The organism is Nocardia sp. XZ_19_385 (genome assembly GCF_015355755.1).
Taxonomy (GTDB): Bacteria; Actinomycetota; Actinomycetes; order Mycobacteriales; family Mycobacteriaceae; genus Nocardia.
In genome coordinates, this window is the sequence record NZ_JACVEE010000001.1 from 1,469,322 (window position 1) to 1,492,635 (window position 23,314).

Genomic DNA, 23,314 nt, shown 5'->3' on the forward strand with positions numbered 1-23,314 from the left:
CGGTCCCGAAGCAGCGCGGCACCGGGGAAGCGAAGCGCCCCCGGTGCCCATCCGGAACCCGGTAGTCGAGACGAAAGCCGAGCGCAGCGAGGCGTCGTCTCGACTACCCCCGCATTTCGTAGGCGCCGTCGTAGGCGACGACCTGGTCCCACACGCGGTCGAAGCGGTCCCGGTCGGCCAACGGGGTGCGCAGCGCGCCGACAGCCCATTCCAGCTGAGCCGCGGTGGTGGACGGCTTGCCGTAGAGCGTGGTGACGTGGCCGTTGAAGTCGCGGATCTGGAAGTCGAAGATCTGATCCAGCACGTCGCGGTCCAGGCCGGTGAGCGCGGCCTGCTCCAGGATCAGCTGGCCGTAGACCACCAGCGAGAACAGGTGGCCGATGGTCAGCATGAAGTCCAGGTCCTTCTGCTGGGCCTCATCCGGCGCGGCGTGCAGCAGAAGATTGCGCAGCGCCTGAGCCTGCTCGTAGAAGCGGGCCACGTTCGGCACGTCGGAGTGCTTCTCGTACACCGGAGTCCAGTCCGCGAACTGCACCTTGCCGGCGCCGCGGGCGGGGCCCTGCTGCCAGAAGAACGCGTCGTCGGCGGCGTCCTGACGGGTGCCGACCTCCGGGTAGTCCTTCGGGTTGAACAGGTAGTTCGGCATGAACTTCAGGATCTGGCCGACGTTGACGTGCACGGTGCCCTCGAGCCGGGGCAGGGTGTTGATCAGGCGGGAGACCTCGGCGAAGTAGGTGTTCTTCTCGAAGCCCTTGGCGGCCAGCACATCCAGCAGCAGGGTCATCACGACCTCGCCCTCGGAGGTGACCTTGGACTTCGTCATCGGGTTGAACAGCAGGTAGCGGCGGTCTTCCAGGCTGGCGCTGCGGAAGTAGTCCACGGCGCGGTCGCTGAACAGCTTCATCGCGACGATGCGGCTGTAGGCATCGACGAAATTGCCGCGCACGTGCGGGAATTGGGTGACCGGGTTGCCGTAGAGGATCCGGTTGTTGGCGTGCGTGATGGCCTCGTAGAACGAATGCTCGACCATGCCGACGCCGCCGTGGCACAGGTTGAACTTGCCGACGTTGACGGTGTTCAGCGCGGCGGAGAAGGCCTCCGGGCCGGTGTGCAGGATGTCCTCGGCGCGCACCGGGTAGTTCTCCAGGCGGAAGGTGGACACGTACATCTGCTGGTGCACAACGTTTCCGAGCAGCTGATAGTTCTCGTGCTGCGAGTCCGCCGCGAACCACACGTAGCCTTCGGCGCCTTCGATGTCGGCGCGGCGGGAGAACACCGAGACCATGCTCGCGACATTGCCGTTGCCGATGTAGTACTTCTCGCCGTTGGCGCGGAACAGGATTCCGGCCTCGTGGTCGGCGCTGCCCGGTTCGGTGGGGGTGAGCACCAGGTCGGTGTTGTAGATGTCGGCGCCGTGCGACTGCTCGGACAGGCCGAACGCCATCACCTCGCCGGCGGCGAGATCAGCGGCCGCCTTCTGCTTGGCGATCTCGTTGTCGCTCTGCCAGATCGGGCCCAGGCCGAGGATGGTGACCTGCTCGGCGTACCAGTAGGCCAGGCCGTAGAAGCCGAAGATCTCCGAGAGCGCGGCATTGCGGGCGGCGTCCCAGCGGCGGTTCTCGTCGCCGTCGGCGTAGGCGGCCGGAGTCAGGAAGGTCGCGAACAGCTTCTCCTGCTTCACGAATTCCAGGAAGTCGGAAACCCAGGTGGCCTGCGCGTCGTCGGCGAGCAACTGCGCCTTGCCGCGTGACTCGAACCACTCGATGGTCGCCTTCAGCAGTCGACGGGTCTCGGCGTCGAAGTGCTCCGGGTCGTAGGTCGCCGGGTTGAACAACAGCGGGTCAGTGCTCGTCATGCCGGTTAACTTACCAGCGGGTAACAGCAGCGTGGGCACGGTGTGATCAACCGCTGACCTGCAAATTCGACCTACGGAACCGTAGGTCTGCCGCAACGATCTCGACGGACTCTTTTGTTTCACGCAAGCAAATGATATTTTTGTTTCATGGAAGCAAATAAAAATCTGGTGGAGCAGCTCTCACGGACGATCATTCGTTTCGCCGAGGCCACTCGCCAGGGCACTTCCCGGGTTTACGACCCCGTGCGGGTCGGCGTGCTTCAGCACACGGCGGAGTCCGGGCCGATGCGGGCCGGCGAGCTGGCCGAACGACTGGACGCGCTCCCCTCCTCCATTACCCGGCACGTGCAGGTGCTGGCCGAATCCGGGCTGGTCACCAGCGCACCGGATCCGGCCGATCGGCGGGCTGTGCTGGTCGAGGTGACCGAGGCGGGGCGCGCGGAACTACGACAGTTCATGGAGACCGGCGATCAGGTGCTCGCGGCCGTTATCGCCGAGTGGTCCGCCGATGACGTCGCCACTCTCGATCGGTTGCTGAATCGGATGCTCGAGGACTGGGCCAGCACCGGTGCCGCACATCAGCAGCGGGCGACGAAGCGTCGGCCGGGAGGGTTCGGCTGGAGCCGGACCTAGTTATCCAGGAGTCAGAGTTATGTCCAGAAATTTGCATGTAGTCATCGCGGGTGGCGGGATCGGCGGGTTGGCGCTCGCCAATGGGCTGCATCGGGCCGGAGTCAGCGTGTCGGTGCACGAGCGGGAAACCCAGCGCACCGATCGGCTGCAAGGGTTCCGCATCCATATCAATCCCAACGGCAGCCGGGCCTTGGCGGAACTGCTTTCGCCGGAACTGTTTTCGACGTTCATCGCCACGTCCGGCAAGGGCAGTATCGGGTTCGGGTTCGTCACCGAGCAGCTGAAGGAGCTGCTGGAGTTCGAGCCGGTCGAGCCTGCGCACGATCCGGCCGGTGGCGATCACTACGGGGTCAGCCGGATCACGTTGCGCCAGATCCTGCTTGCCGAGCTCGGTGCGGTCGTGCGGTACGGCAGCATGTTCGAGCGGTACGAGCATCAGGCGGACGGGCGCGTGGTCGCCCATTTCGCCGATGGGACCACCGAAGTCGGTGATGTGCTCATCGGTGCGGATGGCGGTACCTCACGGGTGCGCGCTCAGTACTTGCCGCACGCGGAGCGGATCGATACCGGAATCGTCACTATCGCAGGGAAGTTCGCGCTCACGCCGCAGTCCCGCGAAGAGCTCGATCCGCGGCTGACGGCACACCCGTTCAGTGTGATTCCGCCGAGTGGGTGCGGAATGTTTGTCGCGGCACATGATTTCGACGCACCCACCTCCGGGCCGATCGGCGGGAACGACGACGGCTTGACCGGAGCGCTGTTCGACAACACCCAGCCATACGTGCTGTGGGGTTTCGGCGCCAAGCGCGAACGCTTCGGGTCAGGTCTGGAATCGATGAGCACCGGCGAGTTGCACAACCTCACACAGCAGATGACGGATGGCTGGGCGCCTGCGCTGCGCCGTCTGGTCGCCGAGACCGACAGCGACACAGTCACTTTGATCCCGATCAAGACCTCGGTGCCGGTCGAGCCGTGGCAGACCACGAACGTGACCGTGCTCGGCGACGCCATCCACAGCATGACCCCGTTCGGCGGCATCGGCGCCAACACCGCCCTGCGCGACGCACAACTGCTGTGCCGCAAGCTCGTTGCCGCTGAGCGGGGCGAACAGGAACTGCTGACGGGGATCCGCGAGTACGAGGCGCAGATGATCGACTACGGCTTCGAAGCCGTCCGCACCTCCTTGAAGGCGGCCAATCAGTCGGTGTCCGACAACCGCCTGGCCCGCACCGCCGGCAGGCTGTTCTTCCGCACCGCCAACGCGGTACCGGCGATCAAGCGAAAGATGTTCGCCGACTTGGGAGCATGAGGCTTCTTCGGCAGCAGCCATCCAACGGATGTGTGAGTCAGGGAACCAGCGGGCCTTTCATGACTTCGCGCGCGGCGGCTACGTCGCCGGACCAGACAAGTTCGGTGGACGGGGCGCGGTTCCACAAGGTCAGAAACAGTTTCGTGGCGGGGCCGCTGATGGTGGCGACCGGTTCGCCGGGACCGAGCACCCAGAAGTTGCCGGTGTCGGTGGCGGTGAGGCGGACGGCGCTGGTGGGCGTTGTCGCCAGGCCACGCTTCACCATGCGGGGCACGAACACGTCGAGGACCTCGGCGATCCCGTCCGCGGCGTGGGCGGGGTCGATGTGGCTGTCGATGCCGAGAGCGTGCTCGGCGTCGAAGCGGTGCACCAGGGTCTCCAGCCATCGGCGCCGCCGCCAGAATCCCACGGTGTGCGGCGGCCAGAAGGTCCACGCCGGGGTGTCCGGGTCTGCCGCGAGCACGGAAACCAGTGCGTTCGCCGTCTCGCTGTACCAATCCTTCAGCGCGGCAGGGTCGCTCGGTCCCGCAGGCGGGTCATAGTCGCCGCGCTGCTCCTGCACCGCGGAAACCACCCACAGGTTTCCCCCGCCCATGTGATCGATCAGGTCATGCAAGGTCCAGTCACCGCAGTGCTCGACCGGCGCGTCCAGCTCCCCGCCGATGCAGTGCCCGAACGCGTCCAGCTCGGCTCGCAACAACGCCAGATACTCGTCAGGTGCCATCCCCCGATTCAACCGCACCCATACTCGGATTACGCGGGAATCAGCCTTCCCCACACCGCAATTGGCGCCATCTATGCGGAGCCTGGCGCCATCTGAACGCACTCCCCCGCCGCCGCACACGGGGAGAATCCCGGTACATGGCGGGTGTCCCGCACACGCTGCAACGTGTGCGGGACCGCAACTGAATGTGGGTGGATCAGCCGCGCAGCTTGGCGAGGACCGACTCCACAGCCGAGTCGGCCGGCAGTTCTTCGGCTTCGCCGGTGAAGCGGTTGCGGAGTTCGACCTTGCCTTCGGACCAGCCGCGGCCGATGACCAGCACCCAGGGCATGCCGAGGAGTTCGGCGTCCTTGAACTTCACGCCCGGGGAGGCGGTGCGGTCGTCGAAGAGGACGTCCAGACCGTGCGAATCCAGGCCTGCGACAACCTGTTCGGCGCCGGAGCGGGCGGCGTCGTCCTTGTTGGCGATGACGACGTGGATGTCGAAGGGTGCGATCTCCGCGGGCCAGCGCAGGCCCTTCTCGTCGTGCTGCTGTTCGGCGATGACGGCAACCATGCGGGAGACGCCGACGCCGTAGGAGCCCATGATCAGGCGAGTGGGCTTGCCGTTCTCGCCGAGTACGTCGACCTCGAAGGCATCGGTGTACTTGTAGCCGAGCTGGAAGATGTGGCCGATCTCGATGCCGCGCGCCGCGACCAGGGTGCCGCGGCCGTCGGGTGACGGGTCACCGTCGCGGACCTCGGCGGCTTCGATGGTGCCGTCGGGGGTGAAGTCACGGCCGGCGACGAGGCCGACGACGTGCTTGCCCTGGGTGTCGGCGCCGGTGATCCAGCTGGTGCCGGTGGCGACGCGGGGGTCGACGAGGTAGCGAACACCGTTGTCCTGCAGTGCCTTCGGGCCGATGTAGCCCTTGACCAGGAACGCGTTGTTCTTGAAGTCCTCGTCGGTGAGCAGCTCGACCTCGGCCGGTTCGACCGACGCGCCGAGGCGCTTGTCGTCGACCTCGCGGTCGCCGGGGATGCCGATGCCGACGATCTCGGACTTGCCGTCCGGGTGGCGCAGCTTCACCATGACGTTCTTCAAGGTGTCGGCGGCGGTGACGGGGCGGCCGTAGATGCCCGCTTCGTTGGCCCAGTCGACCAGGGTCGCGATGGTGGGGGTGTTGGGGGTGTCGTGCACGACCGCGTCGGGCAGGCCCTCGACCGGCTGCGCCGCGGGGGCGGGGGTGATCACGGCCTCCACGTTCGCGGCGTAACCGGACTCGCGGCACACCACGTAGGTGTCCTCGCCGACGGGGCTGTCGGCCAGGAACTCCTCGGACGCGCTGCCGCCCATGGCGCCGGAGGTGGCGGCCACGATGACGTACTTGACGCCGAGCCGGTCGAAGATGCGCTGGTAGGCCTCGCGGTGCGCGTTGTAGGACTTCTTCAGGCCCGCTTCGTCGAGGTCGAAGGAGTAGGAGTCCTTCATGACGAACTCGCGGCCGCGCAGGATGCCGGCGCGGGGCCGTTCCTCGTCGCGGTACTTGGTCTGGATCTGGTACAGCGAGACCGGGAGGTCCTTGTACGAGTTGTATTCGCTCTTCACGGTGAGCGCGAACAGTTCCTCGTGGGTGGGGCCGAGCAGATAGTCGGCGCCCTTGCGGTCCTGCAACCGGAACAGCGCGTCGCCGTATTCGGTCCACCGGTTGGTGGTCTCGTAGGGATCGCGCGGCAGCAGCGCGGGCAGCGAGATCTCCTGCGCGCCGATGTTGTTCATCTCTTCGCGGACCACACGCTCTACTTCCCGCAGCACACGCAGGCCCAGCGGCAGCCACGAGTACACGCCCGGGGCGACGCGGCGCACGTATCCGGCGCGGACGAGCAGTTTGTGGCTGGGCACCTCGGCGTCGGCGGGATCGTCGCGCAGGGTACGCAGGAACAGGTGAGAGAGGCGGGTGATCACGGGTGCTCAGCGTAGTCGCTGGCCATTCGACGGCTCCAGCGCATTACCGATTCAGGCGTGCCCCGGCCACCGCCGTCGCGTGCGCCGGTACCGTATCCGCTCGTGCTGGTGCTGCTGCCTCCCTCCGAAACCAAGTCCGACGGTGGTGCGGGCGCGCCCCTCGACCTCGCCGACCTCGCGATGCCGCAGCTCAGCGCGGTCCGCGACAAGCTGGTCACCGAACTGATCGAGCTCGCCAAGGATCCCGGCGCCGCCCGCAAGGCCCTCGCCCTCGGTAAGGGGGCTGACGCCGAGATCGCCCGTAACGCCGCCCTGCGCACCTCCCCCACCCGTCCCGCCCTGGAGCGCTACACGGGCGTTCTCTACGACGCGCTGGACGCGAAATCCTTCACCAAGGTCCAGCGTGAGAAGGCCTACGCCCGCCTCGGCATCGGCTCCGCCTTGTTCGGCGCTGTCCGCGCCGGCGACCCGATTCCCGCCTACCGTCTCTCCGGCGGCTCCAAACTCCCTGGCCTCCCCACCCTCTCGGCCCTGTGGCGCGACTCCCTCCCTGACGCCTTGGTCGCCGAAGCCGCGGGCGACCTCGTCATCGACCTGCGCTCGGGCACCTACCAGCAGCTCGGCCGCGTCCCCGGCGCCATCACCGCCAACGTCTTGACCGAGCACCCCGACGGCTCGCGCACCGTCGTCAGCCACTTCAACAAACACCACAAGGGCCTGCTCGCCCGTGCCCTGGTGCTGACCCGCGCCGACCCGGCCGACATCGCCGCCGTCGCGCGTGTGGCCGAGAAGTCCGGGCTGCGGGCCGAAATCGCCTCCCCCACCGAACTTCTCATTCTCACCTGACCCGGAATCGGCTAGAAGCCGCAGAGCGCCTCCACGTTTTTGGACTCCCCGGTGTCGAGTGAGGCGACGAACATGTCCATCGCGGCTTTGGCTTCGTCGAGAGTCGACGAACTGGTCACCGCGCCGGCGGCGGACGCCAGTGTCGACATGCCGCTCTTCAGTTTCGGGTCGGTCGCCAGGGCGGCGGCTTCGGTCAATCCGGTGGCCATCGGCTGGTAGAGCGCTTTCCAGGCGGCGAGGTCAGCGGGCGCGACCTGCTCGATATTCGTGTTGCCGAAGGCGGTCAGGGCGGGTTCGGCTGCTGCGCACGATTTCTTGGTCGCCGCCGCGTGATCCACTGGTGCGGGCGCTGCTGTCGTCGATGTGGTGACCGGCGCGGCGACCACATCGGAGGTGCCACCGGAGCATCCGGCCAGCCCCAGCATCGCCGCCGCCGCCAAACCCACTACAAACTTCTGGTTCACGAGTGTCCCTCTCGAACTTCCGGGCCGCGGGACTCTCCCGCGGAACGATGTTGCCGGGAGTCAGGATGCCGAGGCGACTATGAGGAAATCGTGAGGTAGCAGGGAACTCGGTTCAGCGAGAGGCTTTTTCGACGGCGGCGCGGATGGTGGCGGGGTCGGCAGGGCTGGGGTCGTGCTCCCAGAAGGGGGTGCCGGCGGCGTAGGGGGTGCCGTAGGCAGGGGTGCCGGGGTGCAGTCGCCAGGATTCGGTGAGGGGGCCGATGTCGACCGTGTTGTAGCCGAGGGTGTCGAGGAGTTCGGCGGCCGTGGTTTTGGCGGTGGTGTCGTCGCCGGCGATGGGGAGGGCGGTGCGGTCGGCGGCGCCGGCCGGGCGGGGCAGGGCGGCCAGGTGCGGGAAGAAGATGGTGTTGAAGGCTTTGACGACCTTCGAGGTGGCGAGATGTTGTTGCAGCAGTTCGCTGTTGGTGACGGTGCCGTCCTCGATTTCCTGAATGGTGCCGTCGCGCTGGGCGTTGTAGTTGGTGGTGTCGATGACCACCTTGCCCGACAGCGGGGTGACCGGCACGTCGCGGTAGACCCGGAACGGGGTGGTGACCACCACGATGTCGCCCGCTTCGGCGGCTTCGCTGGCGGTGGCGGCGCGGGCCCGGGAGCCAAGGTCGGCGACCAGGTCGGCGAGGGTTTCGGGTCCGCGCGAATTGCTCAGTACCACTTCGAGTCCGGCGTCCACGGCCAGCCGCGCCACCGTGCCTCCGATACGGCCGCTGCCGATCAATCCAAGCGTTGTCATATCCAACTCCGAGCTGTGTGGCGGTGTTCTCTCGAAGACTAATCCAGCTAGGCGGTGAGGGCGGCGAGTTCGGCGCTGAGGTTGGCGCGAGCCGCGGACTCGAAACGAGCTCGGGCCGTGGCGGTTCGGAAGAGGTGCGGCTGCCGGGCGAGCCCTTGCAAAACCGCGGCGCGCCCCGCCCGGAAGAGTTCGTCGGGTACATGCTGGTATTCGGCGCGGACGGCCGCCGTGTAAGCGCCGTAACCGGGCGCGTCGGCAGCGAGGATCACGAGGTCGGCGTCGCAGAGGACTTCGCCGTTGCGATCGCCTGGCACCGGATCGTGCCCGGCGGTGAGGCGGACCAGTCTGCCCACCTCGCGCACGAGTTCGGTTGCGGCACCGAGTGATTCGAGGCGTTCCTCAGCCAGCTCCGCGCTGCGTTCCTCATTGTCGGGCCGATCGACGGCGTAGACGGCATCGTGGAAGAACGCCGCATAGCGCACAGCGTCTGGGTCTGCCGCGTCGGCCGCCAGCTCGTCGATGACGCCGAGCATCGTCGCCAGATGGTCGACGGTGTGATACCGCCGATGCGGTTCGCGATAGCGGCGCACCAGGTCCGCCCCCACCGGCTCGGCCGCCGCACCCGCCAGCCCCACCCACCGCGCCACCAGATCCTGATCTACCTGTCCTCCCATCCGCTCAGTGTCGTCCAGCATCGAACCGCCGACAATGCCGACCACTTGTGGGTTTCGCCACCACCGCGCACCAAATTGGGATGCGGCTCGCGACGGGGCTCCCAGGGGAAGGCAAGACCCCCCATTTTCGGGATCCTGACACCCGTCGGCGGGCAAAGCCTCTGGCCACCACGGCAAAAGCAGTTTTGGGTGGATACGCGGACTCATCTGGAATTCGTAATGATTCCGCAGGCGCTCTCGCCTGTCGCACAACTACATTCGAGACTGGATAGGTCATCTAAGGAGAACACCATGACCATCCGAAACCACTCCGCGCCTACCCTGCGGACCGTGTACCACCGTGCCGTGCACCTGCTGCGCCGCCGGCAGCGGCTGACGCCGCAGGAGCGAGCGAACCTGCTTGCCGGGTGGACGCCGCCCGCGGTGTTGACCGCCTCGCTCGGCGCTTCGGTGCACCACTGATCGGATGATCGGCGGACTCCGGGAATTGGGGACGCGATTCCGGTGCGGCGCTTCGGGTGCGGGGGCAGGATTGAGGCGGAACCCGGGGTCACCGATCGAATCGAGGACGATCATGCAGACAATCGCGCACTGGCTCGACGGTAAGGCGTTCGGGGGAACGAGTGAGCGGACCGCGCCGGTGACGAATCCGGCGACCGGTGTGGTGACAAGGCAGGTGGCGCTGGCGAATCGGGCCGATGCGCAGGCGGTGATCGCCGCGGCCACCGCGGCTTTCGCGGACTGGCGGGACACCTCGCTGGCGCGCCGGACGCAGGTTATGTTCCGGTTCCGCGAACTCCTGAACGACCGCAAGGAAGAGCTGGCCGCGCTGATTACCGCCGAGCACGGCAAGGTGCGCTCCGACGCCATGGGTGAGGTGAGTCGCGGCCTGGAGGTCGTCGAATTCGCGTGTGGAGTACCGCATTTGATCAAAGGCGCGTACACCGAGAACGCGTCGACGAAGGTCGACATCTTCTCGATCCGCCAGCCGCTGGGTCCGGTGGCGGTGATCTCGCCCTTCAATTTCCCGGCGATGGTGCCGATGTGGTTCTTTCCGGTCGCGATCGCCGCGGGTAATACCGTGGTGCTGAAGCCGAGCGAGAAGGATCCGTCGTCCGCGTTGTGGCTGGCCGAGCTCTGGGCCGAAGCCGGTTTGCCCGCAGGGGTTTTCAACGTGCTGCAGGGCGACAAGGAAGCCGTGGACGAGCTGCTCGACAATCCCGCGATCAAGGCGGTGTCGTTCGTCGGGTCGACCCCGATCGCGCGATACGTGTACCAGCGCGGCACCTCCAACGGCAAGCGGGTGCAAGCGCTCGGCGGTGCGAAGAACCACATGGTGGTGCTGCCGGACGCCGACCTGGATCTGGCCGCCGACGCCGCAGTCAACGCCGGATTCGGTTCGGCCGGTGAGCGATGCATGGCGATCAGCGTGGTGCTGGCGGTCGGGCCGGTCGGCGACGAACTGGTCGGAAAGATCACCGAGCGTGCCGCGACCATCAAGACGGGTGACGGCACTCGAGGCGTCGACATGGGGCCGTTGGTCACCCGTGAGCATCGCGACCGCGTGGCGAAATACATCGAGGCGGGCGAATCCGCCGGGGCCACTGTCGCTCTCGACGGCCGGGGTATTCAAGCCGACGGCGACACCGACGGATTCTGGCTGGGCCCAACGATTCTCGACCACGTCGGCACCGATATGACCGTCTACACCGACGAAATCTTCGGCCCCGTCCTGTCGGTCGTGCGCGTCGACACCTACGACGACGCCCTCGCCCTCATCAACGCCAACCCCTACGGCAACGGCACCGCCATCTTCACCAACGACGGCGGCGCCGCCCGCCGCTTCCACCACGAGGTCGAGGTCGGCATGGTCGGCATCAACGTCCCGATCCCGGTCCCCATGGCTTACTACAGCTTCGGCGGCTGGAAGAACTCGCTGTTCGGCGACTCCCACGCCCACGGCACCGACAGCATCCACTTCTTCACCCGCGGTAAAGCGGTCACCACCCGCTGGCTCGATCCGAGTCACGGCGGCTTGGAACTGGGGTTCCCGCAGAACACGTGAGCAGCGCCCACCGAGAGCGACGCACCGTTTCACCCGGCAGCAATACGGAGTAGCGTTCGGTTTTTGCTGATCAGCCGATCGGATCTGCACCGCACGGAGGAAACGCCCATGTCGCGACGCCGATTGTTGTCCGCGGGCGTGCTCGCAGCCGCACTGCTCACCCCTATCCCGGCGGCAGCCCAGGCAGAACCGGGCTGCACCGACGCCCAGTTGATCATGGCGCGCGGCACCGACTTCGATGACGGCTTGTTCTTCGCCGCGCCGGACGCGATCCCTGACTACAAGGTCGGGGAACCGCTGTATGCCGCGCTGCAGGAGGCGGATCCGGAACGCAGCTGGAGTCAGTACAACGTCGCCTACCCCGCCGACCTGGTCGGGGTCGTCGGTGTGCCGATGGGGAGCAAGGATCTGGTCGCACACCTCGAGGCGCGGGCCGCGGCCTGCCCGAACCAGCTGTTCGTTCTGGCGGGATATTCCCAGGGCGCCAACGTGGTCGGCAATTCGATCGGCATGAACAGCAGTTCGGCGACAGTAGGCGGGCCGGTCGCCGTCACCATTCCGGCTGAGCTCGAACCGCGAGTGCGTGCGGTCCTGTTGTTCGGCAATCCCATGCATGCCGAGGGCAAAACGGTGCCCGAGCCCTACGCCTCCCGCAGCCGCGACTATTGCGAACCGGGCGATCCCATCTGCAATGGATTGACCGCCCCGGGAACCGATTTCGACGCCCACACGAACTACTACCACTACATGCCCGCAGCCGCGGCGTTCGTGCTCGCTCAGCTCTGAGCGGAATATCGCTGGCAGGCACGGTGTTCCACCGAGGCATGACGGCTGAGCTCTCACCCGAACTGAAGAAGTATCTCGACGAGTCCAAGGTCTACGCCACGGTGGCGACCGCCGGGCAGAACGGTCAACCGCACCTGGGCGTCTTCTGGGTGAAGCGCGACGGCGACGACATTTTGTTGTCCACCACGGTGACACGCCAGCACGCCAAGAACATCGCCCGGGATCCACGGGTCACCATCCTGGTCAACCCGCCGGAGAACCCGTTCGTCTACGCCGAGATCCGTGGTGCGGCAACGGTGACCGAAGACCCGGACAAGCTGCTCCCGAACGAGCTGTCGCACAAGTACACCGGGCTCCCCTATGCCGAGTTCAACCCGGCATCGGTAAACGACGCGGCCCGAATCATCGTCCGGGTCACGCCGCGAAAGGTCGTCGGCAAGCTGTAGTCACTCCGGCATGCTTGTGGCCGGGACCCAGGCACCGGGCCCCGGAACGCGATGGTTCCGAAGCTGATGTCTGGGTCCCGGCCACATGTGCCCCGGGACGACGGGGGCTACCTGCGCGCGGCGGCCTTCTTGCGAGTGCTCTTCGCGGGTGCCCCAACGTATTCCGCGAGATGCTGGCCGGTCAGGGTCGACCGGTCGGCGATCAACTCGGATGGGGTGCCCTCGAAGACGATCTTGCCGCCGTCGTGTCCCGCGCCGGGGCCGAGGTCGATGATCCAGTCGGCGTGCGCCATGACCGCCTGGTGGTGCTCGATCACGATGACCGACTTACCGGACTCGACCAACCGGTCCAGCAGGCCGAGCAGGTTCTCCACGTCGGCGAGGTGCAGGCCCGTGGTCGGCTCGTCGAGGACGTAGACGCCGCCCTTGTCACCCATGTGAGTGGCCAGCTTCAGCCGCTGCCGCTCGCCGCCGGACAGCGTGGTGAGCGGCTGCCCGATGGTGAGATAGCCGAGCCCGACGTCGACGAGCCGTTCCAGGATCGCGTGCGCCGCAGGGATTTTCGCCTCACCGGTGCGGAAGAACGGTTCCGCCTCCGACACCGGCATCGCCAGCACCTCGCTGATGTCGCGGCCGCCGAGCTTGTAGTCGAGCACCTCCGCCATGAACCGCTTGCCGTCGCACACCTCGCAGACGGTTTCCATGCCGGCCATGATCCCGAGGTCGGTGTAGATGACACCGGCGCCGTTGCAGTTCGGGCAGGCACCTTCCGAATTCGCGCTGAACAGTGCGGGTTTCACGCCGTTGGCCTTCGCGAACGCCTTGCGGATCGGCTCCAGCAGCCCGGTGTAGGTCGCGGGGTTGCTGCGCCGCGAGCCGCGGATCGGCGTCTGATCGACCGCCACCACCCCCTCCGAGGCGGGGACCGAACCGTGGATCAGCGAGCTCTTGCCGGAGCCCGCGACGCCGGTGACCACGCACAGCACGCCCAGCGGAATGTCGACATCGACGTCTTGCAGGTTGTGGCTGTTCGCGCCGCGGATGGCCAGCTTGCCGGTGGGTTCGCGCACCGAATCCTTCAGTGCCGCACGGTCATCCAGGTGCTTGCCGGTGACGGTGCCGCTGGCGCGCAGCCCCTCGACGGTGCCCTCGAAGCAGATCGAACCGCCGGCCGTACCGGCGCCCGGGCCGATGTCGACGACGTGGTCGGCGATCGCGATCGCCTCCGGCTTGTGCTCCACCACGAGCACCGTGTTGCCCTTGTCCCGCAGTTGCAGCAGCAGGTTGTTCATCCGCTGGATGTCGTGCGGGTGCAGGCCGACGGTCGGTTCGTCGAACACGTAGGTGACGTCGGTGAGCGCCGACCCGAGATGACGAATCATCTTGACGCGCTGCGCTTCACCACCGGAGAGCGTGCCCGCCGGGCGGTCCAGCGACAGGTAGCCCAGGCCGATCTCGACGAACGAGTCCAGGGTGTGCGCGAGCTTGTCCAGCAGCGGCGCCACCGACGGCTCGTTCAGGCCACGCACCCAGACTGCCAAGTCGCTGATCTGCATGGCGCAGGCATCGGCGATGCTGAGCTTCTTGATCTTCGACGAGCGCGCCACCTCGGTGAGCCGGGTGCCCTCGCAGTCCGGGCAGGTGCCGAAGGTGACCGCGCGCTCGACGAAGGCGCGGATATGCGACTGCAGCGAGTCCACGTCCTTGGACAGCATCGACTTGCGCATCTTCGGGATGATGCCCTCGTAGGTCAGGTTGATGCCGTCGACCTTGATCTTGGTCGGCTCCTTGTGGAGCAGATCGTTGAGCTGCTTCTTGGTGAACTTCTTGATCGGCTTGTCCATGTCGAAAAAGCCGGAGCCGCTGAAGATCCGGCCGAACCAGCCGTCCATGCTGTAGCCCGGGACAGTGAGCGCGCCCTCGTTCAGCGACTTGTTCTCGTCGTAGATCTGGGTCAGATCGATGTCGTTGATCACGCCGCGGCCCTCACAGCGCAGGCACATGCCGCCGGTGATGCTGAAGCTGCGGCGCTCCTTGACCTGCTGGCCGCCCTTCTCCACGGTGACCGCGCCCGCGCCGCTGATCGAGGCGACGTTGAACGAAAACGCTTGCGGGGAACCGATATGCGGCTTGCCGAGCCGGCTGAACAGGATGCGCAGCATGGCATTGGCGTCGGTGGCGGTGCCCACGGTGGAGCGTGGATCCGAGCCGATGCGCTGCTGGTCGACGCTGATCGCGGTGGTCAGCCCGTCCAGCACGTCGACATCGGGCCGGGCCAGTGTCGGCATGAAACCCTGCACGAAGGTGCTGTAGGTCTCGTTGATCAGGCGCTGCGACTCCGCGGCGATGGTGTCGAATACCAGCGAGCTCTTGCCGGAGCCGGAGACACCGGTGAACACGGTCAACCGGCGCTTGGGCAGCTCGATGCTGACGTCTTTGAGGTTGTTGACGCGCGCACCGTGTACGCGGATCAGATCGTGGCTGTCGGCGGCGGTGGTCATCGTGGTCTCCATCTGTGCTGCGGGGTGGCTGTTCGATCTTGCCTGATCAGGAAGGGTTGGCGGGGGTGGGGCGCGCGGTGAGACGGACGAGGGGGTATTCGCGATCGGACTTGCTCTGGTACTTCGCGATGCGGGGCTGAGCGGCGGCGATGCGCTGCCAGACCTGTTCACGCTCGGCGCCGGCGAGCTGCTGCGGGGTTACCGGGAAGGCGTCGCCGCCGGGCAGTTCGATCGTGACCTGATCCGGGTGGGCCATCACGTTGGCGTGCCAGTCGGGATTCTGGCTGCCGCCGCCCGAGCCGACCAGCACCCAGCTGTTGTCGCCGTCGGGGAACCAGGCGAGCGGGGTCTGCCGCGGCTGCCCGCTGCGCCGGCCGATGGTATTCAGGATCAGCACGTCCATGCCCATGAAGGTGCCGTGGCCGCCGCGGATCTTGCGGTTCATCCGGGTGTTCATCTTCTGCTGCATCCACCGCGAGAACGCGCTGGGGGTGCCGGGCTTACGCTGCTGCTTCTGAGTGGTCATTGTCTTTCTCCGATGTTCTAGTTGCGATTAATAATCGAGTTGGTGCGGGCCGGACCTCATCGTTCGACGAGCACCTCGCCGTCCACGACGGTGTGGTCGGTGGTGAGTGCCGCGGTCACCGCGGCCAACGGAAATCCGAGTGCTTCGGCCACGGCGCCGCGTCGCGCCTCGGCCGATTCCCAGCGCCAGATATCGAGGTAGGACCCGTCCTCCTGGCGAATCAAGGTGGCGGCGGTGAACGCCGGGTTCGCCGACCGCAGGCCACGGATCAATCGCGTGCGCTGTTCGAGCAACTGCGCCAGCTTGCCGGTCACCACGGTGTATCGGTGAGTCCGTACGACTGCCATGGTCCCTGACCTCTCGTTCTTGTTTTCCTTACGACTCTTAGTTTTCCGTCCCGCAAGGGGGCGAACAATGAGCAATCACGAAACGGCGGTTGCGCCGGGGGTTAACGATCACGGACCATTACGGAATGGAGTTGCGTGACATCGAGATCTTTCTGACCCTGGCCGAGGAGCTGCATTTCGGCCGGACCGCGGAGAGGTTGCACATCTCGACGCCGCGCGTGAGTCAGACCATCGCCAAGCAGGAGCGCCGCATCGGTGCGCCACTGTTCGAGCGGACCAGTCGCAAGGTCACCCTGACCCCGCTCGGCGAGCAGCTGCGGGACGACCTGCAGGCCGGTTATCGCCGCATTCTCGACGGTGTCGAATCGGCCGCGAGCGCCGCCCGCGGTGGGCCGGAAACGCTGACGCTGGGCGTGCTGGGCCCGATGTGGCAGGACCTGGCGCCGATCACCGCGCTGTTCCGAACCCGTTGTCCCGACGTGCGATTGCGCATGCGCGAGGTGCGCATCGACGAACCGTTCGCGCTGATCCGCAGCGGCGATGTCGACGTGGCGCTGCTGGCCATGCCGGTGCTGGAGACCGACCTGCAGGTCGGGTCGGCCGCGTTCACCGAGCCCATCGTCCTGGTCGTCGGACACGGACACGAGCTGGCCGAGCGCGCCTCGGTGTCGCTGGCCGAGGTCGCCGAGTACGAGGTCCTGCCCTCCGGGTTGCCGATGCCGGACTACTGGGAGAAGTCGTTCTCGCCGCTGCCGCCGCGGGAATCGGACGCGCCGCAGCCCACCCGCGAGGAGATCCTGTTCGCCATCAGTTCCGGTGACGCGGTGGCGTTCGCGTGCGGGCAGGCGATCAAGTATTACGACCGGGGTGAGGCCGTGTACCTCCCGATCGACGAGAATCCCACGCTGAGTTGGGGTCTGGTCCAACGGGCCGGGCAGCAGAACCGCTGGGCCGAGGAGTTCAAGCGCATCGCGACCGAACTCGGGCCGATCGAATTGGAGCTGGATCTCGATCAGCCCACCCTGCAGCGGTTGCGTTCGGTGAGCTAGCTCGTCTGCTTGATGCGGACCATGTTGCCCGAGGGGTCGCGGAAGGCGCAGTCCCGCACACCGTAGGGCTGATCGGTCGGCTCCTGCACCACCTCGGCGCCGCTGGCCTGCAACTTCTCGAAGACGTCGTCGAGGTCCTTGGTGCCCAAGTTGACGCTGGCGAAGGTGCCCTTGGCCATCATCTCGGTGATGACGCGGCCCTCCTCCTCGGTGATGCCCGGGTCGGCGGCCGGCGGGTAGAGGACGATGCCGATGTCGGGCTGTCCGGGCGGGCCCACGGTCAGCCAGCGCAGGCCGTTGTAGCCGACATCGTTGCGCAATTCGAAGCCGAGGGTGTCGCGGTAGAACGCCAGGGCGGCGTCGGGATCGGTCTGCGGAAGATAGCTCTGATAAATGGCGATTTCCATGATGATCAGGCTAATTGCGGCTAGGTAGCTTGTGCTTCTTTATTCCTGATCGGTCGGGTCACCTGCTTGGCCACGCATGAGGGCATGCCCTCGGTAGCCATGGCCTCCTGCTCGCGGTAGGCGCTCGGCGGCATCCCGACGAGCTCGGTGAAACGCGTGCTGAAGGTGCCCAGCGAGGAACAGCCGACCTCGAAACAGACCTCGGTGACGCTCAGGTCGCCGCGGCGGAGCAGCGTCATGGCGCGCTCGATGCGGCGGGTCATCAGGTAGGAGTAGGGCGATTCGCCGTAGGCGAGCTTGAACTGGCGGCTGAGATGCCCGGCCGACATGTGCGCGTCACGGGCGAGGGCTTCCACGTCCAGCGGCTGGGCGTATTCCCGGTCGATACGGTCGCGGACCCGGCGCAACCGTGTGAGGTCGCTGAGGCGTTCCGCCGGGGTGGGCTTGCTTGTCACCTACGCGATCTTCCCATGTCGGAGCGGGGTTGTCAGGCCTGCTGGGCTTCTTCCTGGGCGTGCTGCGCCTGCGCGACCTGAGCGGCCGAGTAGCGGATGGTGAGCGCGATGAGCAGCGTCAGCAGCACGCCGGTGCCGCACAGGAACAAGGCCAGGGTATAGCCGCTGCTGAGGGCGTCGAGCTGGGTGTTGCTCATGTCGTTGGGTTTGACGGTGTCGCTGCCGCCGAGCGCCAGGCTGCGCGAGACCACCACCGGACCGAGGAAACCCAGCGCCAGAGCCGGTCCGAAGGCCATCAGCATCTGGCCGACCGCGCTCAGCGGCCCGACCTCGGTCTGTTCCACGCCGACGATCAGGCACAGCGGAACGATGACCAGCACCACGCCGACCCCGGTTCCGATCACCAGGAACAGCGCCAGCAGCGTGGGCAGGTGGGCGGAACGGTCCAGCGTCGAGCCGAACAGCAAGGCCGCGGCGGCCAGGCCGGCGCCCAATGCGATCACCAGCCGCGGCGCCACACGGACGGCCAGTTTGGAGGACAGCCCGCCGCCGATACCCATGCCGATGGTGAACGGGATGAAGATCAGGCCGGACTGTAAAGCGGTGTAGCCCAGCACATTCTGGACATATTGCGCGCCGTAGATCGAGATGCCGCCCATCACGCCGGCGGCCAGCAGCACCGCGAGGAACGTCGCCACCCGGTCCCGGCTGCCGAACAGCGACCACGGCAGCAGCGGGTTGTCCACGCTGCCCTCCGCGACGACGAAGGCGATCAGCAGGACCACGCCGGTAATCAACGAACCGAGGATCGCCGGGTGCGTCCAGCCGAGCACGGGGCCCTCCATGCCACCGAACACCAAGGCCGACACACCAATTGTGGCCAGTACCGCGCCGCGCACGTCGAGGGTGAGGCGGTGGTGTTCGGTGTCCTTCAGGCATCTCAGCGCCCCGAGCATGACCAGCAGTCCGATCGGGACGTTGATCAGGAAGATGCCGCGCCACCACACGTCGGCCAGCGCACCGCCGACCACCAGACCGGCCACCGAACCGACACCGACCATCGAACCGAAGATCGCGATCGCCTGGTTACGCGCCTTGCCCGGCGCGAACGTCGTCACGACCAAGGCCATCGCGGTCGGCGACGCGAAAGCCGCGCCGACACCCTGCAACGCGCGTGCGCCGATCAGCATGCCGCCGTTGATCGCGAGACCGCACAGCAGCGACGCGATCGTGAACAGCCCCACGCCGACCAGGAACATCCGCTTGCGCCCGAACGCATCACCGACTCTGCCGCCGAGCAACATCAGCCCGGCATAGGTCAGCGCATACGCCGTGATCACCCAGTTCGCGCTGGACGCCGTCATCCCGAAGTCGGCCTGCAGCCGCGGCACCACCAGGATCGTCACCGTGCCATCCAGCACGGTCATCAACTGCATCCCACTGAGTACGAGGATCGCGAGCCCGAAAGCCCGCTGCGTCACTGGATACTGCATCGGCGCAGCGGGATTCTGGAGCACAGGAAGCCACTGTAATCGACCAACCCCCAACCACCAGCCCCCAGATGACCGCCGAGCGGCCGCCGACCCGACGTTTGCGTCAACCATGTGCCGCTCGCGTCAGGCGTGTGACACTCGCCGAGCGGGAGGGCTCTGGTCGGCGCCCAGCACCCGTTGCTTTTGACGCACCGCTCTCTCCAAGGGGTGATGCGCGCTGGGCGGGGTTTAGTTCTGGTCGGCGGAGAAGCCGGCGGTGGGGCCGATGACGACGATGGCTGGGGGGCGGATGCCTTCGTCGCGGACGCGTGCGGCGACGGTTGCGAGGTCGGCGCGGACCACGCGCTGGGTGCGGAGGGTGCCCTCCTGGATGACCGTGGCCGGGGTGTCGGCGGGGCGGCCGCCTTCGAGCAGGGCGGTGGCGAACTTGTCGATGCGTTCGACGGCCATCATCAGGACGAGGGTGCCGCGGAGGCGGGCCAGGGCGGGCCAGTCGACGAGAGAGTCCGGGTGGTCCGGGGCGACGTGGCCGCTGACGACGACGAATTCGTGGGTGACGCCGCGGTGGGTGACCGGGATGCCGGCGGCCGCGGGGACCGAGATGGGGCTGGTGACGCCGGGCACGACGGTGACGGGGATGCCGGCGTCGACACAGGCCTCGAGTTCTTCGAAGCCGCGGCCGAAGACGTAGGGGTCGCCGCCCTTGAGGCGGACGACGAACTTGCCGGCTTTGGCGCCCTCGATCAGGGCGGCGTTGATGGCCTCCTGGGCCATGGCGCGGCCGTAGGGGATCTTCGCGGCGTCGATGACCTCGACGTCGGGGCCGAGTTCGGCGAGCAGTTCCGGCGGAGCGAGGCGGTCGGCGACGACCAGGTTGGCGCGGGCCAGCAGGCGGCGGCCTCGCACGGTGATCAGGTCGGGGTCGCCGGGTCCGCCGCCGACCAAAGCGACGCCCGGGGCGACGGGCTCCGAATCATCGGTCACTACACCGGATTGCAGGGCTTCCAGGAGCGCGTTGCGGATCGCGGCGGAACGGCGGTGCTGACCGCCGGCCAGGACGCCGAGGGTGAGGCCGTCGTAGCGGGCGGTGGCGGGGGTGACGGCGGTGCCGAGGCGGGCGGTGTCGGCGCGCACACAGAAGATGCGACGGCGGGTGGCCTCGTCGACGATGGCCGCATTGGTGTCCGGTTCGTCGGTGCAGGCGATGGCGTACCAGGCGCCGTCCAGGTCCCCGTCGGCGTAGGCGCGCAAGGTGACGGTGAGCTGCCCGGACGTGGCCATACCCTCGACGGCGGGGGTGACGGTGCGGCTGATGACGTGCACGTCGGCGCCGGAGGCGATCAGCAGCCCGAGGCGGCGCTGCGCCACCGTGCCACCGCCGACGACCACCACGCGGCGACCGTTCAGATCGAGGCCTACCAGGTAGTTCGGATCCCCGGCCGGGGTGGTTTCCGCGTGCTCATCGGTGTTTGCTGACGTGTTCGACACAAGGTTCGAGCCTACGGGACTCCTGGTCAGGCCCCGCACCGGCCGCGCGGTCGGCGACAACCAGGTAGTTCGGCAGTGACAGCGCCACACGTTCCTTTGTGGGCGCTACCCGGTCCCGTGACACGCGCGCCAGAGCCGAGTCCGCAGCCCCTGCGTTTCTATACTCAGCCGATGCACCGACTGATTCTGTTGCTGGCGACGGTAGTGCTCTGCCTGCCGTTGTTAGTCGGTGTCGCACAGGCCGATTCGGATCCCTATGTTCCGAATCCGGGGATCGAGGCGACCTATTTCCAGCCCGGTCCGTGGGCGGTGACCGAGCGACTCGGATTCGGTTGCTGTGATTCGACCGGGGCGAAGTTCGACCTCTGGCATCCGAGCGAGCTCGAGGCCCGGCATTCGATCGTGGTGTGGGGCGATGGAACGGGGGCGGTGCCGAAGCAGTACAGCTATCTGCTGCGCCATTTGGCGTCGTGGGGATTCGTGGTGGTGGCCACGGAGAATCAGCAGACCGGGTCCGGGCAGGAGATCATCGAATCGCTGGATTTCCTGCTGAAGCAAGCAGCCGACCCGGCGAGCGTCTTCTACCGCAAGTTGGATCCGGATTCTGTTGGGGCTATGGGGCATTCGCAAGGTGCCAGCGGTGTGCTCAACGCTCTGAAGCGTGCGCAAGGCCGGATCAAGACAGCAGTGCCGCTCGAACTGCCCGCGCGAGTCTGGTGCCTGACCGGCAACTGGTGCCCCGACACCAGCACCCTGACAGCGAGTTCGGTGTTCCTGGTGAACGGCTCCGAGGACAGCCTCATTTCGCCTTCACACCAGCCACTCCCATGGCAGACGAGCGGATTGCAGTCCAACCAAGCGTTTTTCGAAGCGATCCCCGCGCACCTTCCCAAAGTTTGGGCAACCCTCAACGGGCCCAACCACAACGATGTCCAAGGCCAGCCCACCTGCGCTGGAGCGTCGTTCCCGTGCACCACCGGCGTCTACGGCTACCTCGGTTATCCCACCGCATGGCTGATGTCCCAACTCCGCGGCGACGCGAAGGCGCGGCGGGCGTTCGTTGTCGGCGGCGAGCTGTCCACCCCGTCCGCGAACTGGTCCAACCAGTCGACAAACCTCAACTGATCTGCGGCGCGGAGCGTTGGGGTCAGTCGCGAGGTAGAGATTCCTGAACCCAGTGGAAGCCGGGACGACGCACGCGGAAGTCGTCCAGGTCGTGCCGGGTCAGCGACACCGTGATCAGGTGACCGTTGAGATCTCCTTGCAGGATCAGCTGGTCGGGGGTCGAGGCGTGATAGGTGAAAGCGGCGATCCCCGGCATCGCGATGACGCGCTCGGTGACGTTCACTTCCCCACGCGCCGGCACCAGAGTCCCGTCCATGCGCTGGTATGCCAGGCCTGTGCGCTGATGCGTCCGGCCCGGGATATCGACAATCAGGCGCTGCCAGCGGATTTCGTCTGTAGTCAAGGGCGGCAGTGATCGCCCGGCCACACTGAATTCGGTGACGTCCCAGATGCCATACAGCGCCGGTTCCGGTGCGCCGTAACCCCAGTCGTGCCAGCACTGCCAGGCGTCGCGCAGGCAGGTGATACTCGCCAGAATGCCGAGCGCCAGCGGCAGAACCTTGGCGATGCGGTTGGTCCGGGCGCTCGAGGACAGCACCGGCTGCACAGCAGGCGCGGACTGCCGTTGCAGCACAAGGATGTTCGCGAGTGTGCGCACCTGCGGCGCCAATACCACCAGAGCCACCAACAGCAGATGGAACGAGAACAGCTTCACCGGCACGTCGTAGGTCATGTTCAGCAGGAACACCTGCGCCAGGCATATCAGCGCCAGCATCCCGCCGAGGGTGGCGGTGCGGGACACCAGAAGCAGCACGGCGGCAAGAACTTCCACCGCACCGAGCGCCATCTGATAGACCGGCGAGATCCCGACCTGGTTCCACAGCACCTCCATCCTGGTGAGGCTGCCGAACGGCTCCAGCAGGGCGGTCAGCGGCGGGTACGGCATCTGATTCGGGACGAGCTTCGCGATGCCGTACCAAAGCAGTTGCGCACCCAAGGCAAATACGGGCCGCCCACACGAACCACGCACCGAGCCTGCCGTATTCGGCGCGCCGGTCGAGCACCGTCCACGCGAACGTCAGCAATGCCGCGAGCGCCAGCAGGCAGCAGACCAACACCCAGATATAGGCCTGATCACCGCTCTCGCTCATCCGCAACGGCGCATCCGCACCGAAGACGTTCCGGCCCAACCACTCCGGACCCGCGGTCAGCCCGGAAATCCCCCACAGCACCGATTCCTCCGACAGGAAGTCGGTGACCGACCCGGCGAAGATGAACAGGATTTGCGTGAAAACCAGCCCGAAGAGCAGGAAATAGGTGACGCAGAACCGGAATCCGATTCGAGTCAGCGGATGCCACGATGCCCGCTCCCCGGTGACGGCCTCCCGACTCACAACGCCGACCTGACGCACGGACTACCTCATTTCTGCCGAACTCCAGACCCCT

Annotated in this window: 22 protein-coding genes and 1 pseudogene; 9 read left to right on the top strand and 14 right to left on the bottom strand. The window is 66.8% G+C overall.

Annotation, left to right across the window (positions count from 1 at the left end):
• Positions 1-103: 103 nt before the first annotated feature.
• Positions 104-1,855, bottom strand: a complete 1,752-nt coding sequence (locus IBX22_RS06790) for an acyl-CoA dehydrogenase family protein (RefSeq protein WP_194814480.1) — start codon at positions 1,853-1,855, stop codon at positions 104-106.
• 147 nt (positions 1,856-2,002) lie between these two features.
• Here IBX22_RS06790 and IBX22_RS06795 point away from each other — a divergent pair, with 147 nt between their 5' ends.
• Both IBX22_RS06795 and IBX22_RS06800 read left to right on the top strand, forming a co-directional pair.
• The gene (locus IBX22_RS06795) at positions 2,003-2,488 is read left to right on the top strand and encodes a MarR family winged helix-turn-helix transcriptional regulator (RefSeq protein WP_194814481.1); all 486 of its coding nucleotides are present in this window, start codon (positions 2,003-2,005) and stop codon (positions 2,486-2,488) included.
• 19 nt (positions 2,489-2,507) lie between these two features.
• A complete protein-coding gene (locus IBX22_RS06800; protein ID WP_194814482.1) occupies positions 2,508-3,797 on the top strand; it encodes an NAD(P)/FAD-dependent oxidoreductase in 1,290 nt (429 codons plus the stop codon).
• Positions 3,798-3,834: 37 nt separating this feature from the next.
• On the opposite strand, the gene IBX22_RS06805 is transcribed toward IBX22_RS06800, so the two are convergent.
• Together IBX22_RS06805 and IBX22_RS06810 are read right to left on the bottom strand one after the other, a co-directional pair.
• A complete protein-coding gene (locus IBX22_RS06805) occupies positions 3,835-4,521 on the bottom strand; it encodes a maleylpyruvate isomerase family mycothiol-dependent enzyme (RefSeq protein ID WP_194814483.1) in 687 nt (228 codons plus the stop codon).
• A 196-nt stretch (positions 4,522-4,717) separates the two neighbouring features.
• Positions 4,718-6,466 carry a proline--tRNA ligase gene (locus IBX22_RS06810; protein WP_194814484.1) on the bottom strand — a complete coding sequence of 583 codons (1,749 nt, stop codon included), beginning with the start codon at positions 6,464-6,466 and terminating at the stop codon, positions 4,718-4,720.
• A gap of 102 nt (positions 6,467-6,568) precedes the next feature.
• Here IBX22_RS06810 and yaaA point away from each other — a divergent pair, with 102 nt between their 5' ends.
• Positions 6,569-7,312, top strand: a complete 744-nt coding sequence (yaaA, locus tag IBX22_RS06815) for a peroxide stress protein YaaA (protein WP_194814485.1) — start codon at positions 6,569-6,571, stop codon at positions 7,310-7,312.
• Positions 7,313-7,323: 11 nt separating this feature from the next.
• Here yaaA and IBX22_RS06820 read toward each other — a convergent pair whose 3' ends face one another.
• The 3 genes and pseudogenes from IBX22_RS06820 to IBX22_RS06830 all read right to left on the bottom strand — a co-directional run bounded on the left by IBX22_RS06820 (position 7,324) and on the right by IBX22_RS06830 (position 9,240).
• Complete coding sequence (locus tag IBX22_RS06820; protein WP_194814486.1) at positions 7,324-7,776, bottom strand: hypothetical protein; 453 nt, start codon at positions 7,774-7,776, stop codon at positions 7,324-7,326.
• 112 nt (positions 7,777-7,888) lie between these two features.
• A pseudogene (locus IBX22_RS06825) lies at positions 7,889-8,587 on the bottom strand (NADPH-dependent F420 reductase); the annotation flags it as partial.
• Between the two features lie 26 nt (positions 8,588-8,613).
• Positions 8,614-9,240, bottom strand: a complete 627-nt coding sequence (locus IBX22_RS06830) for a metal-dependent phosphohydrolase (protein ID WP_194814488.1) — start codon at positions 9,238-9,240, stop codon at positions 8,614-8,616.
• 291 nt (positions 9,241-9,531) lie between these two features.
• Here IBX22_RS06830 and IBX22_RS06835 point away from each other — a divergent pair, with 291 nt between their 5' ends.
• From IBX22_RS06835 to IBX22_RS06850, 4 genes are all read left to right on the top strand, one after another.
• A complete protein-coding gene (locus IBX22_RS06835; protein WP_194815793.1) occupies positions 9,532-9,702 on the top strand; it encodes a hypothetical protein in 171 nt (56 codons plus the stop codon).
• A gap of 112 nt (positions 9,703-9,814) precedes the next feature.
• Positions 9,815-11,305 (top strand): CoA-acylating methylmalonate-semialdehyde dehydrogenase, encoded by a 1,491-nt coding sequence (locus IBX22_RS06840; protein WP_194814489.1) that lies wholly within the window; start codon positions 9,815-9,817, stop codon positions 11,303-11,305.
• A gap of 108 nt (positions 11,306-11,413) precedes the next feature.
• Complete coding sequence (locus IBX22_RS06845) at positions 11,414-12,091, top strand: cutinase family protein (protein ID WP_194814490.1); 678 nt, start codon at positions 11,414-11,416, stop codon at positions 12,089-12,091.
• A 38-nt stretch (positions 12,092-12,129) separates the two neighbouring features.
• Positions 12,130-12,537 carry a PPOX class F420-dependent oxidoreductase gene (locus tag IBX22_RS06850; protein WP_194814491.1) on the top strand — a complete coding sequence of 136 codons (408 nt, stop codon included), beginning with the start codon at positions 12,130-12,132 and terminating at the stop codon, positions 12,535-12,537.
• A gap of 107 nt (positions 12,538-12,644) precedes the next feature.
• Here the strand turns inward: IBX22_RS06850 and IBX22_RS06855 are convergent, their stop codons facing one another.
• From IBX22_RS06855 to IBX22_RS06865, 3 genes are read right to left on the bottom strand one after another with little or no spacing between them, the layout of a single operon-like run.
• The gene (locus tag IBX22_RS06855; RefSeq protein ID WP_228538229.1) at positions 12,645-15,038 is read right to left on the bottom strand and encodes an excinuclease ABC subunit UvrA; all 2,394 of its coding nucleotides are present in this window, start codon (positions 15,036-15,038) and stop codon (positions 12,645-12,647) included.
• Between the two features lie 46 nt (positions 15,039-15,084).
• Positions 15,085-15,564, bottom strand: a complete 480-nt coding sequence (locus tag IBX22_RS06860) for a nitroreductase family deazaflavin-dependent oxidoreductase (RefSeq protein WP_194814493.1) — start codon at positions 15,562-15,564, stop codon at positions 15,085-15,087.
• A 56-nt stretch (positions 15,565-15,620) separates the two neighbouring features.
• Positions 15,621-15,911, bottom strand: a complete 291-nt coding sequence (locus IBX22_RS06865; RefSeq protein ID WP_194814494.1) for a hypothetical protein — start codon at positions 15,909-15,911, stop codon at positions 15,621-15,623.
• A gap of 125 nt (positions 15,912-16,036) precedes the next feature.
• Here IBX22_RS06865 and IBX22_RS06870 point away from each other — a divergent pair, with 125 nt between their 5' ends.
• Complete coding sequence (locus tag IBX22_RS06870; protein WP_194814495.1) at positions 16,037-16,960, top strand: LysR family transcriptional regulator; 924 nt, start codon at positions 16,037-16,039, stop codon at positions 16,958-16,960.
• On the opposite strand, the gene IBX22_RS06875 is transcribed toward IBX22_RS06870, so the two are convergent.
• The 4 genes from IBX22_RS06875 to cobA all read right to left on the bottom strand — a co-directional run bounded on the left by IBX22_RS06875 (position 16,957) and on the right by cobA (position 20,803).
• Positions 16,957-17,367: a VOC family protein gene (locus IBX22_RS06875; protein WP_194814496.1), complete on the bottom strand. Its 411-nt coding sequence runs from the start codon at positions 17,365-17,367 to the stop codon at positions 16,957-16,959. The two genes, IBX22_RS06870 and IBX22_RS06875, sit on opposite strands and share 4 nt — an antisense overlap.
• Positions 17,368-17,387: 20 nt before the next feature.
• Positions 17,388-17,822, bottom strand: coding sequence for a helix-turn-helix transcriptional regulator (locus tag IBX22_RS06880; protein ID WP_194814497.1), 435 nt, complete (start codon positions 17,820-17,822; stop codon positions 17,388-17,390).
• 32 nt (positions 17,823-17,854) lie between these two features.
• On the bottom strand, positions 17,855-19,339 hold the full coding sequence (locus IBX22_RS06885) for an MFS transporter (RefSeq protein ID WP_309234461.1): 1,485 nt from the start codon (positions 19,337-19,339) through the stop codon (positions 17,855-17,857).
• A gap of 204 nt (positions 19,340-19,543) precedes the next feature.
• The gene (gene cobA, locus IBX22_RS06890; RefSeq protein WP_194814498.1) at positions 19,544-20,803 is read right to left on the bottom strand and encodes a uroporphyrinogen-III C-methyltransferase; all 1,260 of its coding nucleotides are present in this window, start codon (positions 20,801-20,803) and stop codon (positions 19,544-19,546) included.
• Positions 20,804-20,974: 171 nt separating this feature from the next.
• On the opposite strand from cobA, the gene IBX22_RS06895 reads away from it, so the two are divergent.
• The gene (locus IBX22_RS06895) at positions 20,975-21,928 is read left to right on the top strand and encodes an alpha/beta hydrolase (RefSeq protein ID WP_194814499.1); all 954 of its coding nucleotides are present in this window, start codon (positions 20,975-20,977) and stop codon (positions 21,926-21,928) included.
• A 22-nt stretch (positions 21,929-21,950) separates the two neighbouring features.
• Here IBX22_RS06895 and IBX22_RS06900 read toward each other — a convergent pair whose 3' ends face one another.
• A complete protein-coding gene (locus IBX22_RS06900; protein ID WP_228538230.1) occupies positions 21,951-22,865 on the bottom strand; it encodes a hypothetical protein in 915 nt (304 codons plus the stop codon).
• Between the last annotated feature and the right edge of the window lie 449 nt (positions 22,866-23,314).